The organism is Streptomyces sp. Edi4 (assembly GCF_040253615.1).
Lineage (GTDB): Bacteria > Actinomycetota > Actinomycetes > Streptomycetales > Streptomycetaceae > Streptomyces.
The window spans coordinates 5,596,771-5,620,722 of sequence record NZ_JBEJGY010000004.1 but is presented as its reverse complement, the minus strand read 5'-3'; the positions used below and the strand labels follow the sequence as shown (position 1 = coordinate 5,620,722).

The 23,952-nt window shown below is 68.2% G+C and carries 18 protein-coding genes, 1 tRNA gene and 3 rRNA genes; 4 read left to right on the top strand and 18 right to left on the bottom strand.

Going from position 1 to position 23,952, the window contains the following annotated elements; genetic code table 11:
• Nucleotides 1-22 precede the first annotated feature (22 nt).
• The 13 genes from ABR738_RS27675 to ABR738_RS27615 all read right to left on the bottom strand — a co-directional run bounded on the left by ABR738_RS27675 (nt 23) and on the right by ABR738_RS27615 (nt 14,753).
• Nucleotides 23-673, bottom strand: coding sequence for an arsenate reductase/protein-tyrosine-phosphatase family protein (locus tag ABR738_RS27675; RefSeq protein WP_350232666.1), 651 nt, complete (start codon nt 671-673; stop codon nt 23-25).
• Entirely contained in the window at nt 670-1,317 is a 648-nt protein-coding gene (locus ABR738_RS27670) for an L-threonylcarbamoyladenylate synthase (RefSeq protein ID WP_350232665.1), read from the bottom strand. Before ABR738_RS27670 ends, ABR738_RS27675 begins: the two co-directional genes overlap by 4 nt.
• Nucleotides 1,318-1,363: 46 nt before the next feature.
• On the bottom strand, nt 1,364-2,245 hold the full coding sequence (prmC, locus tag ABR738_RS27665) for a peptide chain release factor N(5)-glutamine methyltransferase (protein ID WP_350232664.1): 882 nt from the start codon (nt 2,243-2,245) through the stop codon (nt 1,364-1,366).
• Nucleotides 2,246-2,278: 33 nt separating this feature from the next.
• Nucleotides 2,279-3,358, bottom strand: coding sequence for a peptide chain release factor 1 (gene prfA, locus ABR738_RS27660; protein WP_350232663.1), 1,080 nt, complete (start codon nt 3,356-3,358; stop codon nt 2,279-2,281).
• A gap of 133 nt (nt 3,359-3,491) precedes the next feature.
• Nucleotides 3,492-3,719, bottom strand: a complete 228-nt coding sequence (gene rpmE, locus ABR738_RS27655; RefSeq protein ID WP_053726981.1) for a 50S ribosomal protein L31 — start codon at nt 3,717-3,719, stop codon at nt 3,492-3,494.
• A gap of 191 nt (nt 3,720-3,910) precedes the next feature.
• Nucleotides 3,911-5,020 carry an LCP family protein gene (locus ABR738_RS27650; RefSeq protein WP_350232662.1) on the bottom strand — a complete coding sequence of 370 codons (1,110 nt, stop codon included), beginning with the start codon at nt 5,018-5,020 and terminating at the stop codon, nt 3,911-3,913.
• A 343-nt stretch (nt 5,021-5,363) separates the two neighbouring features.
• The gene (rho, locus tag ABR738_RS27645) at nt 5,364-7,439 is read right to left on the bottom strand and encodes a transcription termination factor Rho (protein WP_350232661.1); all 2,076 of its coding nucleotides are present in this window, start codon (nt 7,437-7,439) and stop codon (nt 5,364-5,366) included.
• A 410-nt stretch (nt 7,440-7,849) separates the two neighbouring features.
• A complete protein-coding gene (gene thrB, locus ABR738_RS27640; RefSeq protein WP_350232660.1) occupies nt 7,850-8,767 on the bottom strand; it encodes a homoserine kinase in 918 nt (305 codons plus the stop codon).
• A gap of 301 nt (nt 8,768-9,068) precedes the next feature.
• Nucleotides 9,069-10,127, bottom strand: coding sequence for a threonine synthase (gene thrC, locus ABR738_RS27635; protein WP_350232659.1), 1,059 nt, complete (start codon nt 10,125-10,127; stop codon nt 9,069-9,071).
• A gap of 6 nt (nt 10,128-10,133) precedes the next feature.
• Nucleotides 10,134-11,462 carry a homoserine dehydrogenase gene (locus tag ABR738_RS27630; protein WP_350232658.1) on the bottom strand — a complete coding sequence of 443 codons (1,329 nt, stop codon included), beginning with the start codon at nt 11,460-11,462 and terminating at the stop codon, nt 10,134-10,136.
• A 98-nt stretch (nt 11,463-11,560) separates the two neighbouring features.
• Nucleotides 11,561-12,952 carry a diaminopimelate decarboxylase gene (lysA, locus tag ABR738_RS27625; protein WP_350232657.1) on the bottom strand — a complete coding sequence of 464 codons (1,392 nt, stop codon included), beginning with the start codon at nt 12,950-12,952 and terminating at the stop codon, nt 11,561-11,563.
• 67 nt (nt 12,953-13,019) lie between these two features.
• Complete coding sequence (gene nrtL / locus ABR738_RS27620; protein ID WP_350232656.1) at nt 13,020-14,006, bottom strand: ArgS-related anticodon-binding protein NrtL; 987 nt, start codon at nt 14,004-14,006, stop codon at nt 13,020-13,022.
• Between the two features lie 312 nt (nt 14,007-14,318).
• Nucleotides 14,319-14,753 carry a response regulator gene (locus tag ABR738_RS27615; protein ID WP_350232655.1) on the bottom strand — a complete coding sequence of 145 codons (435 nt, stop codon included), beginning with the start codon at nt 14,751-14,753 and terminating at the stop codon, nt 14,319-14,321.
• Nucleotides 14,754-14,910: 157 nt separating this feature from the next.
• Between ABR738_RS27615 and ABR738_RS27610 the strand changes: the two genes are divergently transcribed.
• The 3 genes from ABR738_RS27610 to ABR738_RS27600 all read left to right on the top strand — a co-directional run bounded on the left by ABR738_RS27610 (nt 14,911) and on the right by ABR738_RS27600 (nt 16,121).
• A tRNA-Arg gene (locus ABR738_RS27610) sits at nt 14,911-14,982 on the top strand.
• Between the two features lie 465 nt (nt 14,983-15,447).
• Entirely contained in the window at nt 15,448-15,711 is a 264-nt protein-coding gene (locus ABR738_RS27605; protein ID WP_350232654.1) for a CopG family transcriptional regulator, read from the top strand.
• Nucleotides 15,708-16,121: a PIN domain-containing protein gene (locus ABR738_RS27600; RefSeq protein WP_350232653.1), complete on the top strand. Its 414-nt coding sequence runs from the start codon at nt 15,708-15,710 to the stop codon at nt 16,119-16,121. Before ABR738_RS27605 ends, ABR738_RS27600 begins: the two co-directional genes overlap by 4 nt.
• On the opposite strand, the gene ABR738_RS27595 is transcribed toward ABR738_RS27600, so the two are convergent.
• Together ABR738_RS27595 and ABR738_RS27590 are read right to left on the bottom strand one after the other, a co-directional pair.
• Nucleotides 16,111-16,725, bottom strand: coding sequence for a hypothetical protein (locus ABR738_RS27595; protein ID WP_350232652.1), 615 nt, complete (start codon nt 16,723-16,725; stop codon nt 16,111-16,113). The two genes, ABR738_RS27600 and ABR738_RS27595, sit on opposite strands and share 11 nt — an antisense overlap.
• A gap of 130 nt (nt 16,726-16,855) precedes the next feature.
• Complete coding sequence (locus ABR738_RS27590) at nt 16,856-17,581, bottom strand: SDR family oxidoreductase (protein ID WP_350232651.1); 726 nt, start codon at nt 17,579-17,581, stop codon at nt 16,856-16,858.
• Between the two features lie 110 nt (nt 17,582-17,691).
• Here ABR738_RS27590 and ABR738_RS27585 point away from each other — a divergent pair, with 110 nt between their 5' ends.
• Nucleotides 17,692-18,540, top strand: a complete 849-nt coding sequence (locus tag ABR738_RS27585; protein WP_350232650.1) for a LysR family transcriptional regulator — start codon at nt 17,692-17,694, stop codon at nt 18,538-18,540.
• 119 nt (nt 18,541-18,659) lie between these two features.
• Here ABR738_RS27585 and rrf read toward each other — a convergent pair.
• The 3 genes from rrf to ABR738_RS27570 all read right to left on the bottom strand — a co-directional run bounded on the left by rrf (nt 18,660) and on the right by ABR738_RS27570 (nt 23,807).
• A 5S ribosomal RNA gene (gene rrf, locus ABR738_RS27580) occupies nt 18,660-18,776 on the bottom strand.
• A 90-nt stretch (nt 18,777-18,866) separates the two neighbouring features.
• A 23S ribosomal RNA gene (locus tag ABR738_RS27575) occupies nt 18,867-22,007 on the bottom strand.
• A gap of 274 nt (nt 22,008-22,281) precedes the next feature.
• Nucleotides 22,282-23,807 (bottom strand): 16S ribosomal RNA (locus ABR738_RS27570).
• Together the 16S, 23S and 5S rRNA genes form the textbook arrangement of a ribosomal RNA operon.
• Between the last annotated feature and the right edge of the window lie 145 nt (nt 23,808-23,952).

Genomic DNA, 23,952 nt, shown 5'->3' with positions numbered 1-23,952 from the left:
TCGGGTGGTGTCAGTGGTGCTGTCAGCGGTGGGTCGAGACGCCCGTCAGCGCGGTCACGACCGGGTCGAGCGCCTGGTTGATCTCGTCGCCGATGGAGCGGAAGAACGTGATCGGGGCGCCGTAGGGATCGTTGACCTCGTCGGCTTCCGCGCTGGGCGCGAGCAGCCACCCGCGCAGCGCCGCAGCGGCCCGCACCAGGGCCCTGGCCCGCTCGACCATGCCCTCCTGGAGCGGATCGGGCAGGGTGGCCGGGTCTATGGCCCGCACCAGGCGCGTGAACTCCTTCAGGGTGAAGGTGCGCAGGCCCGCCGAGTGGCCCATCGAGATGACCTGGGCGCGGTGGTCCCGGGTCGCGGTGAGGACCAGGTCGGCGGTGATGACGTGCTCGTCGAGGAGTTCGCGCCCGGTGAAGCCGGTGGCGTCCGCCCCGAAGTCGGCGAGCACGGCGGCGGCGTTGGCCTCCATCGGGGCGCCCTCGTGCCCCCAGGTGCCGGCGCTCTCCACGATGAGGCCACCCGTGAACGGGTCCCCGAGGCGGTCGCTCAGGGCATGGCGGGTCAGCCGCTCGGTGATCGGCGAGCGGCAGACGTTGCCGGTGCTGACGTGGAGGATGCGGAACGAGTCCACCGTTGGGTGGACCGTGCCTATGCCACGCCCCTCAGGGGCGGTCAATTGGCCACCTCGAGGTCGGGTACCACCTTGCGCAGCTCGTCCGCGTCGAGCGCGCCGGCGCGCAGCAGCACCGGGACCTTGCCGGTCACGTCCACGATGGAGGAGGGCACGATGCCCGGGGTGGGGCCGCCGTCCAGGTACACCGAGACGGAGTCGCCGAGCATGCCCTGGGCCGCGTCGCAGTCCTCGGGCGAGGGGTGACCGGTGAGGTTGGCCGAGGACACGGCCATCGGGCCGACCTCGGTCAGCAGCTCGATGGCGACGGGGTGCAGCGGCATCCGGATGGCGACGGTGCCCCGGGTGTCGCCGAGGTCCCACTGGAGGGACGGCTGGTGGCGCGTGACCAGGGTCAGGGCGCCCGGCCAGAACGCGTCGACGAGCTCCCAGGCCTGCTCGGTGAAGTCGGTGACCAGGCCGTGCAGGGTGTTGGGCGAGCCGATGAGCACGGGCGTGGGCATGTTGCGGCCCCGGCCCTTGGCGTCGAGCAGGTCGGTGACGGCCTGCGAGCTGAAGGCGTCCGCGCCGATGCCGTACACGGTGTCCGTCGGCAGCACCACGAGCTCGCCGCGGCGGACGGCGGCAGCGGCTTCACGCAGACCGGTGGTGCGGTCCGTCGCGTCGTTGCAGTCGTATCGCCGAGCCATTAGCGGGCCTCCTCGTACACGTACGCGGTCTGGGGGGTGGGGCTGGTCACGGTGTGGCCTTGCGGGCGGTGGCGAAGCGCGGGCGGTTGTTCAGGTCGGGGTGGTCGGCCGCGTCCGCCCAGCCGGCCTCCTCGTTGAAGATCCACGGCACTTGGCCGCCCTGGGTGTCGGCGTGCTCGATGACGACGAGCCCGCCGGGCCGCAGGAGGCGGTGCGCGGTGCGTTCGATGCCCCGGATGGTGTCGAGACCGTCCTCACCGGAGAACAGCGCGAGTTCGGGATCGTGGTCGCGGGCCTCGGGGGCGACGTACTCCCACTCGGTGAGCGGGATGTACGGCGGGTTGGAGATGACCAGGTCGACCTGACCGTCGAGCTCGGGCAGCGCGGTGAGGGCGTCGCCCTGGTGGAGAACGACGCGGGACCCCTCGACGTTCTTCCGTGTCCACGCCAGGGCGTCCTCGGACAGCTCCACGGCGTGCACGCGCGAACGCGGCACCTCCTGCGCCATGGCGAGCGCGATGGCGCCCGAGCCCGTGCACAGGTCGACGATCAACGGCTCGACGACGTCCATCGCGCGGACGGCGTCTATGGCCCAGCCCACCACCGACTCCGTCTCCGGGCGGGGCACGAACACCCCTGGCCCGACGTGGAGTTCGAGGTAGCGGAAGAAGGCGCGGCCGGTGATGTGCTGAAGCGGCTCACGCGCCTCGCGGCGGGCGATGGCCTCCCAGTAGCGGGCGTCGAAGTCCGCGTCCTTGACGTGGTGCAGCTCTCCCCGCTTCACGCCGTGGATGTGCGCGGCGAGCTCTTCCGCGTCGAAGCGCGGCGAGGGCACGCCCGCGTCGGCCAACCGCTGGGTGGCCTGGGCCACTTCGGCAAGCAGCACGCTTCGGGGGCCTGGGGTTCGCCCCCCAGAGTTTTGCTGCACGCTGGTCCTCCGGCAGTCGTACGGGGGTGGGGATTACTGGGCGGCCGCGAGCTTGGCGGCGGAGTCCGCGTCGACGCAGGCCTGGATCATGGCGTCCAGGTCGCCGTCGAGGACCTGGTCCAAGTTGTACGCCTTGAAGCCGACCCGGTGGTCCGAGATGCGGTTTTCCGGGAAGTTGTACGTCCGGATCTTCTCGGAGCGGTCGACGGTGCGCACCTGGCTGCGGCGGGCGTCGGCGGCCTCCTGCTCGGCGGCCTCCTGGGCGGCGGCCAGCAGCCGCGAGCGCAGGATGCGCATGGCCTGCTCCTTGTTCTGGAGCTGGCTCTTCTCGTTCTGGCAGGAGGCGACGACGCCGGTGGGGATGTGCGTGATGCGCACGGCGGAGTCGGTGGTGTTGACGGACTGACCGCCGGGACCCGAGGAGCGGTACACGTCGATGCGCAGGTCGTTCATGTTGATCTCGACGTCCACCTCCTCGGCCTCGGGCGTGACCAGCACGCCGGCGGCGGAGGTGTGGATGCGGCCCTGCGACTCGGTGGCCGGCACGCGCTGCACGCGGTGCACACCGCCCTCGTACTTCATCCGCGCCCAGACGCCCTGGCCGGGTTCGGTTGCGCCCTGGCCGCCCTTGGTCTTCACGGCGACCTGGACGTCCTTGTAGCCGCCCTGGTCGGACTCGGTGGAGTCGATGATCTCGGTCTTCCAGCCGACGCGCTCGGCGTAGCGCAGATACATGCGCAGGAGGTCGCCGGCGAACAGGGCCGACTCGTCACCGCCCGCACCCGCCTTGATCTCCAGGAGTACGTCCTTGTCGTCGCTCGGGTCGCGCGGGACCAGGAGCAGGCGGAGCTTTTCGGTCAGCTCCTCGCGCTGCGCTGTCAGGTCCTTGACCTCGGCGGCGAAGTCGGGGTCGTCGGCCGCGAACTCCCGGGCCGTCTCGATGTCCTCGCCGGCCTGCTTCCAGGCGCGGTAGGTCCCCACGATCGGCGTCAGCTCGGCGTAGCGCTTGTTCAGCTTGCGCGCGTTGGCCTGATCGGCGTGGACCGAAGGGTCGGCGAGCTTCGTCTCGAGATCGGCGTGCTCGCCGATCAGGTCCTCGACCGCTTCGAACATCGGTGGCTCCTGGGATTTCAAACGGAGAAAGACAGAGAAGAGCGGGGAAGAGCGGAGAAGTAGGTCTTGACGGCAAAGCGCCGGTCGCGGCGCCCCCGGGAAGGAGGCGCCACGGACCGGCGCAGTGGGCTCGCTACTTCTGGGCGGAGCCGGCAGCGGCCTTGCCGAAGCGGGCCTCGAAGCGGGCCACGCGGCCGCCGGTGTCCATGATCTTCTGCTTGCCCGTGTAGAACGGGTGGCACTCGGAGCAGATTTCGGCGCGGATGGAGCCGCCGCCGATCGTGCTACGGGTGGTGAAAGCCGCGCCACAGGTGCAGCTGACCTGGGTCTCGACGTACTCGGGGTGGATGTCGCGCTTCAAGGTGTCTCCTAGGTTCGGGAGGGCGCCGGGTCGCAGACGCGGATTGCGCATACGTGAACCGGGGCCGACGTACCAGTCTGCCAGGACTGGGCGCATCTCCCAAAACCGGGGTGGAGGCGGAACTATTCCCCCGCCCGCGCCGGGGCTCTCCCCCGGCGCGGCCCTGGCATCCCCCCAGCCCCGCCGCGGCCCTACTGACCAGCCACGTAGCCACCGGCCGTGCCCTTGTCGCCCGCCGAGTCGGCGGTGGCGGACGCCGGGATCGGCTGGTCCTTGGCGAGGGCGTCCCACACCTGGCGCGACTGCTCCTCCAGAGGGCTGACGCGGTTGGGGTCGCGCTTGTCGTACTGCACCGGCAGCGTGATCATCTTGACGTTGGACGCGTCCAGCCCCTTGAGGCCGCTCGCGAAACCGATCAGCGAGTTCACCGAGCTCAGATCGGTGTCGGTGGTGATCGCCTTGGTGGCGGCGTCGGCGAGACCGTAGAGCCTGGCGGGGTTGCCGAAGACGCCGACGCTCTTGACCTGGCTGATCAGCGCCTTGATGAAGGCCTGCTGGAGCTGGATACGGCCCAGGTCGCTGCCGTCGCCGACCACGCCGTGGCGGGTCCGTACGAGGCCGAGCGCCTGCTCGCCGTTGAGGGTGTGCTTGCCGGCCGGCAGGTCGAGGTGGCTCTTGTCGTCCTTGATCGGCTTGTTGGTGGTGACGGGCACCCCGCCGAGCTGGTCGATGAGCTTCTTGAAGCCGGTGAAGTCGACCTCGACGTAGTGGTCCATGCGGATGCCGGACATCTGCTCGACGGTCTTGACGGCGCAGACCGGGCCGCCGACCTCGTACGCCGTGTTGAACATCTGGCGCTTGCCGCCGGGGTCGCTCTTGCCGTCGTCGGTGGTGCAGGAGGGGCGCGTGACCAGGGTGTCGCGCGGGATGGAGACGACGCTCGCGCTCTTGTGGCCCTGGTAGACGTGGACGATCATCGCGGTGTCGGAGCGGGCTCCGCCGTCGTCCGTGCCGTACTCCTTGTTGGCGCCGGCCCGCGAGTCCGAGCCGAGGACCAGGATGTCCTCCGAGCCGTTGTCGACGTTCTGCGGGCGGTCGGTGCCGAGCTGGGCGTTGATGTCGACGCCCTTGAGGTTGCCGTTGAGCTTGAAGTACACGTAGCCGAGGCCGGTCCCGCCGACGAGTACGACCCCTGCCGCGCTCCACGCGGCGATCCGCACGGCGCGGCGGCGCCCGCTGGGCTGCTTGCGGCGCTTTCCCGCCCCGCGTATTCGACTGTTGCGTGCGCCCTGCTCGGCCATGGTCTCCTCAGTTCTCGGTGCTTCCCGATTGCCCCCTGCCCCGGTGTTCAGGCACGGATTGTCGACACTCGTCAGACGTCGAAGCACCAAGAAGGGTTGCACAGGGTTCTAAGAGCCCCCTAAGAGAGCGGCGGGTTCCGCGCGCTCCTCGGCGCCCCTTTCGCCGCTCTCACCTGCGGGTTCGCGTGGACGCCGCCGACCGCCCCGGGCCCGGGCGGGCGCGCGGGGTGTGTCGAATACCTCAGCCGGCGCGCGTGCGGCCCCGAGCGCCCCGCACGCGACGGCGCCCCCGGCACCGAAGTGCCGGGGGCGCCGTCAACTGGCCCTGGGGGAACCGGAGTTACTAGTCGTTGCCGTTGCCCGGACCCGGAGTGGTCTTCTGGATCTGGAGCAGGAACTCGGCGTTCGACTTCGTCTGCTTCATCTTGTCCAGGAGCAGCTCGATGGCCTGCTGCTGGTCGAGGGCGTGCAGCACCCGGCGCAGCTTCCAGACGACCGCGAGCTCGTCGCTGCCGAGCAGGATCTCTTCCTTGCGGGTGCCGGACGCGTCCACGTCCACCGCCGGGAAGATGCGCTTGTCGGCGAGCTTGCGGTCGAGCTTGAGCTCCATGTTGCCGGTGCCCTTGAACTCCTCGAAGATCACCTCGTCCATGCGCGAGCCGGTCTCCACGAGCGCGGTGGCGAGGATGGTCAGCGAGCCGCCGTCCTCAATGTTGCGCGCGGCACCGAAGAAGCGCTTCGGCGGGTAGAGCGCGGTCGAGTCGACACCACCGGACAGGATGCGGCCGGAGGCCGGGGCCGCCAGGTTGTACGCACGGCCCAGACGGGTGATCGAGTCGAGAAGGACGACCACGTCGTGGCCGAGCTCGACGAGACGCTTGGCGCGCTCGATGGCCAGCTCGGCGACGGTGGTGTGGTCCTCGGCGGGACGGTCGAAGGTCGAGGAGATGACCTCGCCCTTCACCGACCGCTGCATGTCGGTGACTTCCTCCGGACGCTCGTCGACCAGGACGACCATCAGGTGGCACTCGGGGTTGTTGTGGGTGATCGCGTTGGCGACCGCCTGCATGATCATGGTCTTGCCGGTCTTCGGCGGAGCCACGATCAGGCCTCGCTGGCCCTTGCCGATCGGCGACACGAGGTCGATGATCCGCGTGGTCAGGATGCCCGGGTCGGTCTCCAGACGGAGCCGGTCCTGGGGGTAGAGCGGGGTCAGCTTGTTGAACTCGGGGCGGCCGCGGCCCGAGTCGGCGGCCATGCCGTTGGAGGAGTCCAGACGCACCAGGGCGTTGAACTTCTCGCGGCGCTCGCCGTCCTTGGGCTGACGCACCGCGCCGGTGACGTGGTCACCCTTGCGCAGACCGTTCTTGCGGACCTGGGCGAGCGAGACGTACACGTCGTTGGGGCCCGGCAGGTAGCCGGAGGTCCGGATGAACGCGTAGTTGTCGAGGATGTCCAGGATGCCCGCGACGGGGATCAGGACGTCGTCGTCGGCGACCTGCGGCTCGGCGCCGAACTCCTCACGGCCCCCGCGACGGCCGCGGCGGTCGCGGTAGCGTCCACGCCGGCCACGGCGGCTGCCGTCGTCGTCGAAGTCGTCCTGCGGGCCGTTGTTCTGCTGCTGGCTCTGCTGACCCTGCTGGCCGCCCTGGCGCTGGCGCTGGCCGCCCTGCTGGTCGTCGCCCTTGCCGCGGTCGCCGCGCTGACGCTCCCCGCGCTCACCGCGGTCGCCCCGCTCGGCCCGGTCGCCACGCTCACCGCGCTGGCGGTCCCTGCGCTCGCCACGGTCGCCGCGCTCACCGCGGTCGCGGCCACGGCGGCCCTCGGCGGTGTCGACGGCCTCGGCGGCCTTGGTCTCGGGCTGGTTCTCGGTCTTCACCTCGGCCTTGGCCTCCGTCTTGGTGACGGTCTCGACGGCGGCCGAGGTGGACTCGGGGCTGCCGGAAGGCGCGGTGGCCCGACGGCGGCGCCGCTCGCCCGCGGGCTGCTCGTCGCCCGCGCCGGACTGGTCGGACGCCTTGGCGGACGGCTGGCCCGGGATGTCGATCTGCTGCTGCGCGGCCTGCTTGTCGGCGGCGGGAGCGGCGGCGTCGTCGCCGGTGCGCGCCTTGGAGGTGGCGCGGCGCTTCGGCTTGGTCTCGGCGCCGTCGGCGGCCGGGGCGCTCTTGGCCGACGCCGATGCGCCCCCGGCCTGCGCCTCCTTGATGACCTCGATCAGCTGGCTCTTGCGCATGCGCGCGGTGCCCCTGATGCCGAGGCCGGACGCGACCTGCTGCAGCTCGGCCAGGACCATGCCGTCGAGGCCGGTGCCGGAGCGGCGGCGCCGTGCGGTGGTGCCAGAGGCAGCACCTGCGGCGGGCGCGGCGTTGTCGACAGAACTGTCGGCACTCACGCCCATCAGATCGGTGGTGTCGCTCACGAAGGGTCCTTCCCTGGAGCGGACGTCGGCCTGTCTGGCTCGGCGACCGGTTGTGCTGTCCGGCTGCGGCCCGTGATCTTGTCGATCACTGATCGTGCCGGGGCGGTGGTCCGCCGCGTACGGCGGAGAGACAAAAGTGCGTGGGTTCCGGCCCGAGATCCCCCTGCTCGGCCCCTGCCGGGAAGGAGCGTGGGGTGTCGTGCCGGTTCCGGAGCGTGCTCGAAACTGCTCAGGCAGGCTGCGCAGGCAGTTGGGGAGGCTCTCGGAAGAAAGGCGGTCCCTGAAGGGGACACGAAGCACCGCGCCACGAAGACGACCGATGCAGACTTGAGGTTAACACTACCGGATCCAACAAACATTCCCCCTCTCGTTCACCGGCAAGCCGTGCTCCCTGACGCCCGGTCCCGGCCCTAGGAGCCGAGCGGCAGGACGCTCGCGCCCGCGGCGTCGAGACTGAGCCGGTTGGCGGCCCACCCCTCCCCCGCAAGGCGTGCGACCTTGTCGGCCGCACCGTCCTCGACCAGCGCGAGCACCGTGGGGCCCGCGCCGGAGATGACCGCGGGGACACCGTCCGCGCGCAGCCGGTTGACCAGTGCCACGCTCTCCGGCATGGCCGGTGCGCGGTACTCCTGGTGGAGCCGGTCCTCGGTGCCGGCGAGCAGCAGCTCGGGGCGCCGGGTCATGGCCTCCACGAGCAGGGCCGCGCGTCCCGCGTTGGCCGCCGCGTCGACGTGCGGAACGGAGCGCGGGAGCAGCCCGCGCGCGGTCTGGGTCAGGACCGCCTTGCCCGGCACGAAGACCACCGGAACGATGGAGTCCGCGGGATCCATCCTGATCGCGCGGGCCGCGCCGCCGTCCATCCAGGAGAGCGTGAAACCCCCGAGCAGACAGGCGGCGACGTTGTCGGGGTGGCCCTCGATCTCGGTCGCGAGTTCCAGCAGGGCCACGTCGTCGAGCCGGGCGTCGCCGCCTATGGTCACGGCGCGCGCGGCGACGATGCCGGCGCAGATGGCGGCGGAGGAGGACCCGAGGCCGCGCCCGTGCGGGATGCGGTTGGCGCAGACGACCTCGAGGCCGCGCGGCTGGCCGCCGAGCAGGTCGAAGGCGGTGCGCAGGGACCGTACGAGCAGATGGCTCTCGTCGCGGGGCAGGCTCTGGGCGCCCTCACCCGCGATGTCGATGCCGAGGCCGGAGTCGGCGACGCGGACGACCACGTCGTCGTAGAGCCCCAGTGACAGGCCGAGGGAGTCGAAGCCCGGGCCGAGGTTGGCACTGGTGGCGGGGACGCGCACCCGTACGGCGGCGGCGCGGAACGCGGGACCGGCCATCGCTCTGATGACTCCTTGTGAGGGCTGCTGCTGGGGTCTGCTGCGAGGTTTTCCGAAGATGTACAAAACACCCGAGGGGCCACGTGGGCAACTGCACCACGGCATATGCGGCGGGGCGGGTTGGGTACAGCCTATCGAAGGAAGGTTCCGCGGCGACATAGGGCGCACAGGAGGCGCACGATGCGTGTCGCGAGCCCCCTGTGCCCCTTCGGGCGGGGTTGCCCCGCTTTACGTACGCGTCCCGGCTCGGCGGGACGCGTACGCGGGGCGGCGCGCAACCGCGATCACGCGCGGTGTGGCACTACACCAGGCCAAGACGCTCGGCCGCGGCGGCCGCGTCCACCGGGACGGTGACGGGCTGCGGGGCTCCGGCGACCGCCCAGTCGGGGTCCTTGAGGCCGTTTCCGGTCACCGTGCACACGATCTTCTGGCCGGGGTCGACCAGACCGCGCTCGGCGGCCTTGAGCAGACCCGCGACGGAGGCGGCGGACGCCGGCTCGACGAACACGCCCTCCTGCGAGGCGAGCAGCCGGTAGGCGCGCAGGATCTCACGGTCCGTCACTTCGTCGATGAAACCGCCGGATTCGTCCCGCGCGGCCAGCGCGAACTGCCATGAGGCGGGGTTGCCGATGCGAATCGCGGTGGCGATCGTCGAGGGGTCCTTGACGACCTCGCCGCGCACGATCGGCGCCGAACCCGACGCCTGGAAGCCCCACATGCGCGGGGTGTGCGTGGAGACCTTGTCGGCGGCGTACTCCTTGTAGCCCTTCCAGTACGCCGTGATGTTGCCCGCGTTGCCAACGGGAAGGACGTGGATGTCAGGGGCGTCGCCCAGCGCGTCCACGATCTCGAACGCGGCGGTCTTCTGGCCCTCGATGCGCACCGGGTTCACCGAATTGACCAGCGCCACCGGGTAGTTGTCGGACAGCGAGCGCGCCAGCGTGAGGCAGTCGTCGAAGTTGCCGTCGACCTGGAGGATCTTCGCGCCGTGGACGAGGGCCTGGCCCATCTTGCCGAGCGCGATCTTGCCCTGCGGCACCAGGACCGCGCACACCATGCCGGCGCGCACCGCGTAGGCGGCGGCGGATGCCGAGGTGTTGCCGGTGGAGGCGCAGATGACCGCCTTGGCGCCCTCCTCCTTCGCCCGGGTGATCGCCATCGTCATGCCCCGGTCCTTGAAGGACCCGGTCGGGTTGGCGCCCTCGACCTTGAGGTGGACCTCGCAGCCCGTGCGCTCGGAGAGCACCTGCGCGGGCACGAGCGGCGTGCCGCCCTCGCGGAGGGTGACGACCGGCGTCGTAACGGAGACGGGGAGCCGGTCCCGGTACTCCTCGATGATTCCGCGCCACTGGTGGGTCATTGCTGGTTACTCCCCTTCAACACGCATGATGCTGGCGACACCACGCACGGTGTCGAGCTTGCGCAGCGCTTCCACGGTCCCGGTGAGGGCCGCGTCCGCCGCGCGGTGGGTGACGACGACGAGGGAGGCCTCTCCGCCCTCCTGGACGCCGACCGCGTCGCCGCCGCCGGAATTGCGGCTCTGCTGGCGCACGGTGTCGATGGACACGCCGTGCTCGGCGAAGACCGTCGCCACCTGGGCCAGCACACCCGGCTTGTCGGCCACGTCGAGGCTGATGTGGTAGCGGGTCACGACCTCGCCCATGGAGCTCACGGGCAGCCGCGTGTACGCCGACTCGCCGGGCCCGGTGGCCCCGGCGAGTTTGTTGCGGCAGACCGCGACCAGGTCGCCGAGTACCGCCGACGCCGTCGGGGATCCGCCGGCGCCCGGCCCGTAGAACATCAGCTGGCCGGCGGCCTCGGCCTCGACGAACACCGCGTTGTAGGCGCCCCGCACGGAAGCCAGCGGATGGTCGAGCGGGATCATCGCCGGGTGGACGCGGGCGGTGACAGAACCGCCGTCGGCGGCGCGCTCGCAGATGGCGAGCAGCTTGATGGTGCAGCCCATGGCCTTGGCCGACGCGAAGTCGGCGGCGGTCACCTCGGTCATGCCCTCGCGGTAGACGTCGTCGAGGCGGACGCGGGTGTGGAAGGCGATGCCGGCGAGGATGGCGGCCTTGGCGGCGGCGTCGAAGCCCTCGACGTCGGCGGTCGGGTCTGCCTCGGCGTAGCCGAGCGCGGTGGCCTCGTCCAGGGCCTCCTGGTAGCCGGCGCCCGTCGAGTCCATCTTGTCGAGGATGAAGTTGGTCGTGCCGTTGACGATGCCCAGCACCCGGTTGACCTTGTCACCGGCAAGGGACTCGCGCAGCGGCCGGATCAGCGGGATCGCGCCGGCGACGGCGGCCTCGTAGTACAGGTCGCGGCCGTGCTCGACGGCGGCCGCGTGCAGCGCCGCGCCGTCCTGGGCGAGCAGCGCCTTGTTGGCGGAGACGACGGACGCGCCGTGCTCGAAGGCGGTGGTGATGAGCGCCCTGGCGGGCTCGATGCCGCCGATGACCTCGACGACCACGTCGATGTCGCCGCGTTTGACCAGGGCCGTGGCGTCGGTGGTGACCAGGGCGGGGTCGATGCCCTCGCGCACCTTGGAGGGCCGGCGCACGGCGACGCCGGCGAGCTCGACCGGGGCGCCGATGCGCGCCGCGAGGTCGTCGGCGTGCGTCGTCATGATGCGCGCCACCTCTGAGCCGACCACTCCACAGCCCAGCAGCGCCACCTTCAGCGGACGCGTACGCATCATCCGACCTCGTTTCCTCTTCAAACCTGCAATGCCAACCAGTCTCACTCACCGGACCGGGGTTTCTGCCCTCGGTCCGGATCCTGAGACAACTATTTCATTTACCCGACGTCGAGACGCAGGAGATCTTCCTCCGTCTCACGCCGGACGATCACCCGCGCCGATCCCTCGCTCACCGAGACGACCGGCGGGCGCAGGGCGTGGTTGTAATTGCTTGCCATGGAACGGCAGTACGCGCCGGTCGCCGGCACCGCGATCAGGTCGCCCGGCGCGAGATCGGCGGGCAGGAACGCGTCGCGCACCACGATGTCACCGCTCTCGCAGTGCTTGCCGACCACCCGGACCAGCATCGGCTCGGCGGTGGAGGTGCGCGAGACGAGCGAGACGGAGTACTCGGCGTCGTACAGCGCGGTGCGGATGTTGTCGGACATGCCGCCGTCCACGCTCACATACGTCCGCAGCCCTTCGAGCGGCTTGATCGTGCCGACCTCGTACAGCGTGAAGGCGGTCGGCCCGACGATCGCGCGGCCGGGCTCGACGGAGATGCGGGGCACGCGCAGCCCTGCGGCGTCGCACTCGCGCGTGACGATCTCGGTCAGCGCCTTGGCGATCTCGTGCGGCTCGCACGGGTCGTCGTCGGAGGTGTACGCGATGCCGAGGCCGCCGCCCAGGTCGATCTCGGGCAGTTCGACGCCGTGCTCGTCGCGCACCTCGGCCAGCAGCTGCACGATGCGTCGCGCGGACACCTCGAAACCCGCCATGTCGAAGATCTGCGAGCCGATGTGGGAGTGGACGCCGACCAGTTCGAGCCCGTCGAGCTTGAGGGCGCGGCGCACGGCCTCGGCGGCCAGGCCGTCGGCGAGCGCGATGCCGAACTTCTGGTCCTCGTGCGCGGTGGCGATGAACTCGTGGGTGTGGGCCTCGACGCCCACGGTGACCCGGATGAACGCCTTCTGGACGGTGCCCAGCTCCCGCGCGATGTGCGCGACCCGCACGATCTCCTGGAAGGAATCGAGCACGATCCGGCCCACGCCCGCCTCGATGGCCCGCCGGATCTCGGCCTCGCTCTTGTTGTTGCCGTGGAAGGCGATGCGCTCGGCGGGCATCCCCGCGTCCAGCGCGGTGGCGAGCTCGGTGCCGGAGCACACGTCGAGGTTGAGCCCTTCCTCGCGCAGCCAGCGCACCACGGCCCTGGAGAGGAAGGCCTTGCCGGCGTAGAACACGTCCGCCTCGCGCCCGAAGGCGTCGGCCCAGGCCCGGCAGCGCTCCCGGAAGTCGGTCTCGTCCAGGACGTACGCCGGCGTCCCGAACTCCTCGGCCAGACGCGTCACTTGGAGCCCGCCGACGGTGAGCCGGCCGTCCGCGTCACGGCCGACGGTGCTCGACCAGATCTTCGGGTCGAGGACGTTGAGGTCGGCGGGCGGCGCGGAGTAGTGCCCTTCGGTCAGCACGTCGGCGTGGCGGGGGCCGGCGGGGTGCGCGGATCGGCTCATGTTCTGTACGTCTCTTCTCTTGCACGGCTTGGGTCATGACGGTGGCCGACGGTGTCCTCTTGCCCGGTCACAGAAATTCCGGAGCGTCGACGCCGAGCAGGGTCAGGCCGCCGGCCAGCACCGTCCCGGCGGCCTCGGCGAGGGCGAGCCGGCAGCGGTGGGCGGCCGAGGGTTTCTCGTCACCCAGCGGCAGCACCGCGTGCTGGAACCGCAGCAGTTCGTCGGCGACGGCTTCGAGGTGCCGCGCGAGCCGGTCGGGAGCCCGGTGCCGGGCGGCGCCTTCGAGCACCGCCGGGTGGTCTCCGAGGAGCCCGAGCAGCGCCGCCCCCTCGGGCGCGGGTCCTGGCTCCGAGGCGAATCCCAGCTCACCGGCGTTGCGCGTGAGGGCGCGGGAGCGGGAGTACGCGTACCGCACCCGGAACAGGGTGTTGCTCTCGCGCTGGGCGAGCAGTTCCCGCGTGCCGGTACGCGGCCGGTCGTGCCGGGCGGCCCGCAGCATCGCCCAGCGGGCGGCGTCGCCCCCGACGAGCCCGGCAAGGTCCGGCACGGGACAGGCGACGACGGGCAGACTCTCCCCGCCGCGCTCCACGACCCGCGCGCGGGCCCCCTGGGCGCCGAGCAACCGCACGACCACCTCGGTGACGATCCGCGCCCGCTCCTCGGGGACGGCCGGGAACGCGAAGCTCCGGCCGGTCAGCGCCTCCCCGTACCCGTACCGCGCGCCGGCCGCCCGGACCTGCCGTACGACGTCGTCCTGGGCGGCGCGGTCCAGGGTGATGTTGAGGAACCCCGGCCCGCTGATCTCGACGAGGGCGATACCGGGCTGCGCGGCGATGCGCGGGCGCAGTGTCTCGGCGACCCGGCGCGGCTCAAGCCCCGTGACGGCGGCGAGCTTGAGTGCGACCCCGCTGGCGTAGTCCCCCCGGCCCCCGGGCCGGGGCCGCTCCACCTTGACCACGGCGGGCGCCAGCTCCCCCACCCCCGCGATGGCACCCTCGTCCACCGCGCTGCGCACGACGCGCACGACGGTGAGGGAGAGCTCTGCGGGGGTCACGGGACCAGCGTAGGCGAGAAGGGGGGCCCCTTCGCGAACCGGTTTCGCCATGCGGGCAGACCGGGGGCGCGGCCGGGGCGGGGGCGCGGAACGGGGGCCGCGGCGCGGGCTCGGCGCGCACACGGAGGACGCGGTGCGAGGAACGCGCACACGGAGGTGGGGCGCAGTGAGGCGAGGGCCACAATGGACGAGACGCACGCCGGGGGCGGGACTCGCGCCAGGGCGAGACGCACGCCGGGGCGAGGCGTCCGCACGGGCAACGGGCGTCGGGCGCACATGGGCGACCCGGCCGTGGGCACGGCGCGGCGGCCTTCAGCCTCGGGTGCTGCCGGCCCGCCCCGGCGCCCTGCTGCCGTCGGTGGACGGCGGAGCCTCCCGGTGTGCCAACTGCCGTACGAGCCGCACCAGCTCGGCGGGCTCGAAGGGCTTCGCGAGGAAGGCGTCGACCCCGGCCGCGAGCCCGGTCTCCACCTCGTACTGGTTGCAGGCGCTGATGATCGCCACGGGCAGCCGGCTCGTCCGGGGATCGGAACGCAACCGCGCCGCCGTCCGCAGCCCGTCGAGCCGGGGCATCATCACGTCCAGGGTGATCACATCGGGGCGGACCTGGTGCACGACCTCCAGGCACTCGGCACCATCGGCCGCGGTCACGACCTCGAAGCCCTCCAGCTCCAGGTTGACCCTGATCAGCTGCCGGATGACCTTGTTGTCGTCCACAACAAGAACCCGGCCCGACGCGCCTGACACACTTCGAGGTTAGGTCCGAGGAGGGCGCCGCGTCCGGGTTTTCCCCACTTCCGCCCCGCCCGGGGGACGCGGCCCACGACCGTGCCGGAAATACCTGTTCACAGGCACCCCGGCAGAGCTGGTAGTGTTCAACCCGTCGCCGCCGAGAGCGGCGAACGCCCCCGTAGCTCAGGGGATAGAGCAACGGCCTCCGGAGCCGTGTGCGCAGGTTCGAATCCTGCCGGGGGCACTCCGGATCAAGGCGCTGAACAGCGGAAACGCAGTTCAGCGCCTTTTTGTGCGCACCAAAACGCGCACGGCCCACTTGGCCGTGACCACTCGACCCCTCAGAGCTCTGATCCGGGGGTTTTTGTGGCCGGGCGGACGAAAATCCCCATGGTCCGATCCCGCAAGATTAGTTCCCGTGGGACGCGGATGACGTGCTCCCCTCCTCCAAGCAGCCGAGCACGGTGATCTCCAGCTGCCCGGGGTTCCGGGCCGGCTTACCGGGCGCTGTCCGGCCCCGCGCCGTGGGCGCCGGGGGACGACGAACGCCGAGCCCCGCGTCGCCGGCGAGCCACGGCCCTTGCCGCGTTTCCGGTCGGGAACGCCGCACGGCTGCGATTTCGGATTCGTGCTCGCGTCGACAAGCACCACGACGGCCGTCTCCGCCAGCCCCATCCCGCAAGGGGGGATGCGAAGTAGGATAGGTATCATGAGTGAGCCTACCGGCAAGTACTCGATCACCATGCCGCGCGACATCGCCGAAGCGGCCAAGGCTCGCGGCGGCCCATCCGGACTGTCCGCCTACGTCGCCGCAGCCGTCGCCCGCCAGATCGAGCGGGACAACCTCAACGAACTCATCGCGGTGGCAGAGGCCGAACACGGCCCCATCACCGACGAAGAGACCCGCGCTCTGCGCGAGCAACTCCACCAAGCCCGGGAGCAACAGACCCAAGGCGGGGCGAACGCCGCGTGACCCCCTCCCCCGCCGCCCCCGGCGGCACCCTGGTCCTCGACAGCGAAGGGCTGGCCAAGGCCGTTCTGCGTGACCGCACGGTCACTGGTTGGCTCGCCCTCGCCCGCGCCGATGACCTACGGGTGATCACCTCCGCGGCCACCCTCGTGGAAGTGATCCACCCACGGATCAATCGCCCAGCCCTTGAGTGGACGCTGTCCCGCCTCGTCATCGAACCGGTCACCGAGCCCATCGCCCGCCACGCCGCCGCCCTCCTCGCCGACGCCGGCCTACACGGCCACAAGTACGCCATCGACGCCATGCTTGTCGCCACGGCGCTGGTCGCCCCCGGACCCGTCACCGTCCTCACCTCTGACCCCGAGGACCTCGCCACGCTCTGCCGCGGGCGCGTTACCGTCATCAAGATCTGACGACACGCCGGACGTCCTCCGGAGCCCTGTGCGCGGGTTCGGATCCTTCGCGTAGGAGCGGTCGGCACGCCAGGCCGGGGATGAGTCCGCGGTGGTGCGGCTGCACGACGCCGAGCCCGCGCTTCGCCAGGCGTTTGAGGGCGCGGGAGAACTGGTCGGCGGCGTCGCCGAGTTCTTGGTGGAGAGCGCGTACGGTCGCGTGCGCGCCGGGCTCCAACGTGCGGGCGCCCCGGGCCTGGTGGGAACGGATCTGGCCGTCGACCTGGTGGGCGTGGCCCCGGACGAGCACCGGTTTCTCGAACAGCGCCAGCGGGTCGGACGCCATGGAGCACCACCTGGGGGCAGCGCGCGGCAAGGTGGACGCGATCCCGATCCACCGGTCGGCCGGGGTCTGTCCCCCCAGCACCGGCATGAGTTGGATCCGTGCCTCGATGAACGGCGAGGTGAAGCAGTGGAGTTCGCTCTGGAGGGGGTCGAACTGCGTGATGGTCGCGGCCCGGACGCTCCCGAGTGACGTATACCGGGCCCCCAGCGCGGTGGCCACGGCGCCCACCAGCACTCCGCCAAGACCGATCCACGCCACCGGAACTTCGGACTGGGCCACCGGCTCCCCCTCTGCGCTCCCGTCACACAGCCCAACCCATGGCGCCAGGGGGCGGCGCGACCAGGGAATACAGCGGAACCGTGCTGTCGGAGTGCCGGCCGGGCGGTGATTGCCCGTGCGGCTCAGTGGTTCACCACGGCACCTCCCCCTCGTCGTCGAAGAAGCGGCCCGTCGGGCCACCGTCCGGCAGGGACGCGAGCCGGATCGCGATGGCCGCGCCTTGAGCCGGCGTTCGGACGCCTCGGAACCCGTTGAGGTCGGTCGCACAGTACCCGGGGCAGCCGGCGTTGATCAGGATGTCGGTGTCCGCGAGCTCCTTGGCGTACTGCACGGTCACCGCGTTGAGGAACGTCTTCGACGGCGAGTACGCGACGGAGATCGGGCCCACCTCGACGCCGGGCGTGGTCTGGAGGGTGAGCGAGCCGACGCTGCTCGACATGTTCACGATGCGGGGCGAGGACGAGCGACGCACTAGCGGAAGCATCGCGTTGGTGACGCGGATGACGCCGATCACGTTGGTCTCCACCGCGGCCCGCACCGTGCTCACGTCCACCGCGGTCGGCATCTGTGGCGCGTTGCCCGTGGTCCCGGCGTTGTTGACGAGCACGTCGAGCCGTCCGGCGCGCTCCTCGATCAGCCGGGCCGCCTCGGCCACGCTCGCGTCGTCGGTCACGTCCAGCGGCACGGCGAACGCGTCCACACCGGCCGCCCGCAGCTTCGCCACAGCGCCCTCGCGCCGCTCCTGGTCCCGGGCGCCGACCCCGACGCTCCAGCCGAGAGCGCCGAGGCCCGCCGCGATCTCGTATCCGATGCCTTTGTTCGCGCCGGTCACCAGCGCGATGGTCTGTTCCGTCATACGTCGATCCTGCCCGGGCCCGGCTACGGACGGCCAACACCCGTTGGGTGGGGATCAATACCCGCCGAGTATCGGGCCAGCTGGGAGGGCCCGAGCAGTACGCTGAGGGCGTGGAGACCAGGGAGTTGCGGTACTACGTCGCCGTCGCGGAGGAACTGCACTTCGGCAGGGCCGCCCAGCGGCTCGGGATCGCGCAGCCCCCGCTGTCCCGGGCGATCCGCCAACTCGAACGGCGCCTGGCGGCAACCCTGTTGGAACGCCGCAGCCGTGCCGTCACCCTGACCGAGGCCGGCACGGTGCTCCTGCGCGAGGCCCGGGCCGCACTCGACGCGATCGAGGCCGCGGAGCGCCGCACGCGCCGCGCCGCACTCGCCGCGAGGGGCCAGGCCGACGTCGTCCTCGCCATCAAGGCGGGCGCCTCCAGCGACCTGCTGGCAAAGCTCCTCGACGCCTACGCCGCCGAACCCGACGCGGTCACCGTCGATCTGCTCCTGTGCGGCATCGGCGAGCAGGAACGCATGCTGCGCGACGGCCGCGCGGACGTGGCGATGCTGCACCTCCCCTACGACACGACGTCCGGTTTCGACACCGAGGAACTGCGCACGGAGGGCCAGGTCCTGGTGGTCCCGGCCCGGCACCCCCTCGCCGAGCGGGCACATGTACGCATGGCCGACGTCGCCGACCTCGCCGATCTGCCCACGCCACGCTGGCCCGGCCGGGACGGCTCATACCCGGACGGCCCCGGCCCCGAGGCCCGCGACCACGCGCAGTTGCTCCAGCTGATCGCGCTGGGCCGCGCCTGCTTGATCGCTCCGGAGTCGTGCCAGGCTCAGCTGCACGAGGAACACGCCGCGGTGCCGGTGCTGGACGCGCCGAAGATTACGACAGTGATCGCCTGGCCGCCGCACAGCCGCTCCCGTGCCGTGGCCGGCCTGGTCAGAACCGCCGCCCGCATCTGAATTCCCGCCACGTAGGTCTCTCAGGAACCTGGCGCAGCACCTAGACCTTGCAAACGCGAGAAAGCCCCGCACCGTCGACCGTATTCCTACGATCGGGTGCGGGGCTTTTCCCACAATTTGTTCGGCGGCGTCCTACTCTCCCACAGGGTCCCCCCTGCAGTACCATCGGCGCTGAAAGGCTTAGCTTCCGGGTTCGGAATGTAACCGGGCGTTTCCCTAACGCTATGACCACCGAAACACTATGAAGTTGAACTCGACCAGCACACACCCCAAAGGGCATGCGGGAGTTCATTGCTTCAGAACAAACACAGTGGACGCGAGCAACTGAGGACAAGCCCTCGGCCTATTAGTACCAGTCAGCTCCACCCGTTACCGGGCTTCCACATCTGGCCTATCAACCCAGTCGTCTACTGGGAGCCTTACCCTCTCAAGGAGGTGGGAACACTCATCTCGAAGCAGGCTTCCCGCTTAGATGCTTTCAGCGGTTATCCTTTCCGAACGTAGCCAACCAGCCATGCCCTTGGCAGGACAACTGGCACACCAGAGGTTCGTCCGTCCCGGTCCTCTCGTACTAGGGACAGCCCTTCTCAATGTTCCTGCGCGCGCAGCGGATAGGGACCGAACTGTCTCACGACGTTCTAAACCCAGCTCGCGTACCGCTTTAATGGGCGAACAGCCCAACCCTTGGGACCGACTCCAGCCCCAGGATGCGACGAGCCGACATCGAGGTGCCAAACCATCCCGTCGATATGGACTCTTGGGGAAGATCAGCCTGTTATCCCCGGGGTACCTTTTATCCGTTGAGCGACGGCGCTTCCACAAGCCACCGCCGGATCACTAGTCCCGACTTTCGTCCCTGCTCGACCCGTCGGTCTCACAGTCAAGCTCCCTTGTGCACTTACACTCAACACCTGATTGCCAACCAGGCTGAGGGAACCTTTGGGCGCCTCCGTTACTCTTTAGGAGGCAACCGCCCCAGTTAAACTACCCATCAGACACTGTCCCTGATCCGGATCACGGACCGAGGTTAGACATCCAGCACGACCAGAGTGGTATTTCAACGACGACTCCACAACCACTGGCGTGGCCGCTTCAAAGTCTCCCACCTATCCTACACAAGCCGAACCGAACACCAATATCAAACTGTAGTAAAGGTCCCGGGGTCTTTCCGTCCTGCTGCGCGAAACGAGCATCTTTACTCGTAGTGCAATTTCACCGGGCCTATGGTTGAGACAGTCGAGAAGTCGTTACGCCATTCGTGCAGGTCGGAACTTACCCGACAAGGAATTTCGCTACCTTAGGATGGTTATAGTTACCACCGCCGTTTACTGGCGCTTAAGTTCTCAGCTTCGCAACCCCGAAAGGTCACTAACCGGTCCCCTTAACGTTCCAGCACCGGGCAGGCGTCAGTCCGTATACATCGCCTTACGGCTTCGCACGGACCTGTGTTTTTAGTAAACAGTCGCTTCTCGCTGGTCTCTGCGGCCACCCCCAGCTCAGAGAGTAAATCTCATCACCGGTGATGGCCCCCCTTCTCCCGAAGTTACGGGGGCATTTTGCCGAGTTCCTTAACCATAGTTCACCCGAACGCCTCGGTATTCTCTACCTGACCACCTGAGTCGGTTTAGGGTACGGGCCGCCATGAAACTCGCTAGAGGCTTTTCTCGACAGCATAGGATCATCCACTTCACCACAATCGGCTCGGCATCAGGTCTCAGACTATGTGTGCGACGGATTTGCCTACCGCACGTCCTACACCCTTACCCCGGGACAACCACCGCCCGGGCTGGACTACCTTCCTGCGTCACCCCATCGCTTACCTACTACCACCTTGGGTCAGCGGCTCCACCACTCCCCTCAACTCCGAAGAGATCAGGGCGGCTTCACGGCCTTAGCATTAATGGATTCGATACTGGGCGTTTCAAAGCGGGTACCGGAATATCAACCGGTTGTCCATCGACTACGCCTGTCGGCCTCGCCTTAGGTCCCGACTTACCCTGGGCAGATCAGCTTGACCCAGGAACCCTTAGTCAATCGGCGCACACGTTTCTCACGTGTGTATCGCTACTCATGCCTGCATTCTCACTCGTGAACCGTCCACCACTAGCTTCCGCTGCGGCTTCACCCGGCACACGACGCTCCCCTACCCATCCCAGCAGGCGTTGGCCCTATATGCTGGAATGACACGACTTCGGCGGTACGCTTGAGCCCCGCTACATTGTCGGCGCGGAATCACTTGACCAGTGAGCTATTACGCACTCTTTCAAGGGTGGCTGCTTCTAAGCCAACCTCCTGGTTGTCTCTGCGACTCCACATCCTTTCCCACTTAGCGTACGCTTAGGGGCCTTAGTCGATGCTCTGGGCTGTTTCCCTCTCGACCATGGAGCTTATCCCCCACAGTCTCACTGCCGCGCTCTCACTTACCGGCATTCGGAGTTTGGCTAAGGTCAGTAACCCGGTAGGGCCCATCGCCTATCCAGTGCTCTACCTCCGGCAAGAAACACACGACGCTGCACCTAAATGCATTTCGGGGAGAACCAGCTATCACGGAGTTTGATTGGCCTTTCACCCCTAACCACAGGTCATCCCCCAGGTTTTCAACCCTGGTGGGTTCGGTCCTCCACGACCTCTTACAGCCGCTTCAACCTGCCCATGGCTAGATCACTCCGCTTCGGGTCTAGAGCGTGCAACTACGCATCTAAAAAGACACAGCGCCCTGTTCGGACTCGCTTTCGCTACGGCTTCCCCACACGGGTTAACCTCGCTACACACCGCTAACTCGCAGGCTCATTCTTCAAAAGGCACGCAGTCACGACGCACTGAGTAAACTCAGCGCGCGACGCTCCCACGGCTTGTAGGCACACGGTTTCAGGTACTATTTCACTCCGCTCCCGCGGTACTTTTCACCATTCCCTCACGGTACTATCCGCTATCGGTCACCAGGGAATATTTAGGCTTAGCGGGTGGTCCCGCCAGATTCACACGGGATTTCTCGGGCCCCGTGCTACTTGGGTGTCTCTCAAACGAGCCGTTGATGTTTCAGCTACGGGGGTCTTACCCTCTACGCCGGACCTTTCGCATGTCCTTCGCCTACACCAACGGTTTCTGACTCGCCTCACAGCCGGCAGACTGTGAAAGAGAGATCCCACAACCCCGCATGCGCAACCCCTGCCGGGTATCACACGCATACGGTTTGGCCTCATCCGGTTTCGCTCGCCACTACTCCCGGAATCACGGTTGTTTTCTCTTCCTGAGGGTACTGAGATGTTTCACTTCCCCTCGTTCCCTCCACATACCCTATGTGTTCAGGTATGGGTGACAGCCCATGACGACTGCCGGGTTTCCCCATTCGGAAACCCCCGGATCAAAGCCTGGTTGACGGCTCCCCGGGGACTATCGTGGCCTCCCACGTCCTTCATCGGTTCCTGGTGCCAAGGCATCCACCGTGCGCCCTTAAAAACTTGGCCACAGATGCTCGCGTCCACTGTGCAGTTCTCAAACAACGACCAACCACCCATCACCCCACCAGAACCTGGTGAGTGCACTGGGGCCGGCACTTGAAGGCAGCCTTTCGGCCGTACCTTCAGATACCCAACAGCGTGCCCGGCCCGGTCCTCTCTGGTTCACTTTCCACGCCGAAGCAGTACTAGTGACCTTGAAGAACCGTGCCGAATAGTCAACGTTCCACCCATGAGCTGACCGTGCAGAACATGTGTCTGCAATCGGTACTGTGCTCCTTAGAAAGGAGGTGATCCAGCCGCACCTTCCGGTACGGCTACCTTGTTACGACTTCGTCCCAATCGCCAGTCCCACCTTCGACAGCTCCCTCCCACAAGGGGTTGGGCCACCGGCTTCGGGTGTTACCGACTTTCGTGACGTGACGGGCGGTGTGTACAAGGCCCGGGAACGTATTCACCGCAGCAATGCTGATCTGCGATTACTAGCAACTCCGACTTCATGGGGTCGAGTTGCAGACCCCAATCCGAACTGAGACCGGCTTTTTGAGATTCGCTCCGCCTCACGGCATCGCAGCTCTTTGTACCGGCCATTGTAGCACGTGTGCAGCCCAAGACATAAGGGGCATGATGACTTGACGTCGTCCCCACCTTCCTCCGAGTTGACCCCGGCAGTCTCCTGTGAGTCCCCATCACCCCGAAGGGCATGCTGGCAACACAGAACAAGGGTTGCGCTCGTTGCGGGACTTAACCCAACATCTCACGACACGAGCTGACGACAGCCATGCACCACCTGTATACCGGCCACAAGGGGGCGACTATCTCTAGCCGTTTCCGGTATATGTCAAGCCTTGGTAAGGTTCTTCGCGTTGCGTCGAATTAAGCCACATGCTCCGCTGCTTGTGCGGGCCCCCGTCAATTCCTTTGAGTTTTAGCCTTGCGGCCGTACTCCCCAGGCGGGGAACTTAATGCGTTAGCTGCGGCACCGACGACGTGGAATGTCGCCAACACCTAGTTCCCAACGTTTACGGCGTGGACTACCAGGGTATCTAATCCTGTTCGCTCCCCACGCTTTCGCTCCTCAGCGTCAGTAATGGCCCAGAGATCCGCCTTCGCCACCGGTGTTCCTCCTGATATCTGCGCATTTCACCGCTACACCAGGAATTCCGATCTCCCCTACCACACTCTAGCTAGCCCGTATCGAATGCAGACCCGGGGTTAAGCCCCGGGCTTTCACATCCGACGTGACAAGCCGCCTACGAGCTCTTTACGCCCAATAATTCCGGACAACGCTTGCGCCCTACGTATTACCGCGGCTGCTGGCACGTAGTTAGCCGGCGCTTCTTCTGCAGGTACCGTCACTTTCGCTTCTTCCCTGCTGAAAGAGGTTTACAACCCGAAGGCCGTCATCCCTCACGCGGCGTCGCTGCATCAGGCTTTCGCCCATTGTGCAATATTCCCCACTGCTGCCTCCCGTAGGAGTCTGGGCCGTGTCTCAGTCCCAGTGTGGCCGGTCGCCCTCTCAGGCCGGCTACCCGTCGTCGCCTTGGTAGGCCATCACCCCACCAACAAGCTGATAGGCCGCGGGCTCATCCTTCACCGCCGGAGCTTTTAACCCCTCAAGATGCCCTGAGGAGTGTTATCCGGTATTAGACCCCGTTTCCAGGGCTTGTCCCAGAGTGAAGGGCAGATTGCCCACGTGTTACTCACCCGTTCGCCACTAATCCACCCCGAAGGGCTTCATCGTTCGACTTGCATGTGTTAAGCACGCCGCCAGCGTTCGTCCTGAGCCAGGATCAAACTCTCCATGAATGTTTACCCGTAATCGGGTGCACACATCACGTAAGAGCGGGACGGAACCACCGGAATAAGGCGGCCCGTCCACAGCGTCCTCGCTGTGTTGTTGCCTGACGACCACGAGGGTCGGCAGGACTTTTCAAAGGAACCTCGTCCCACC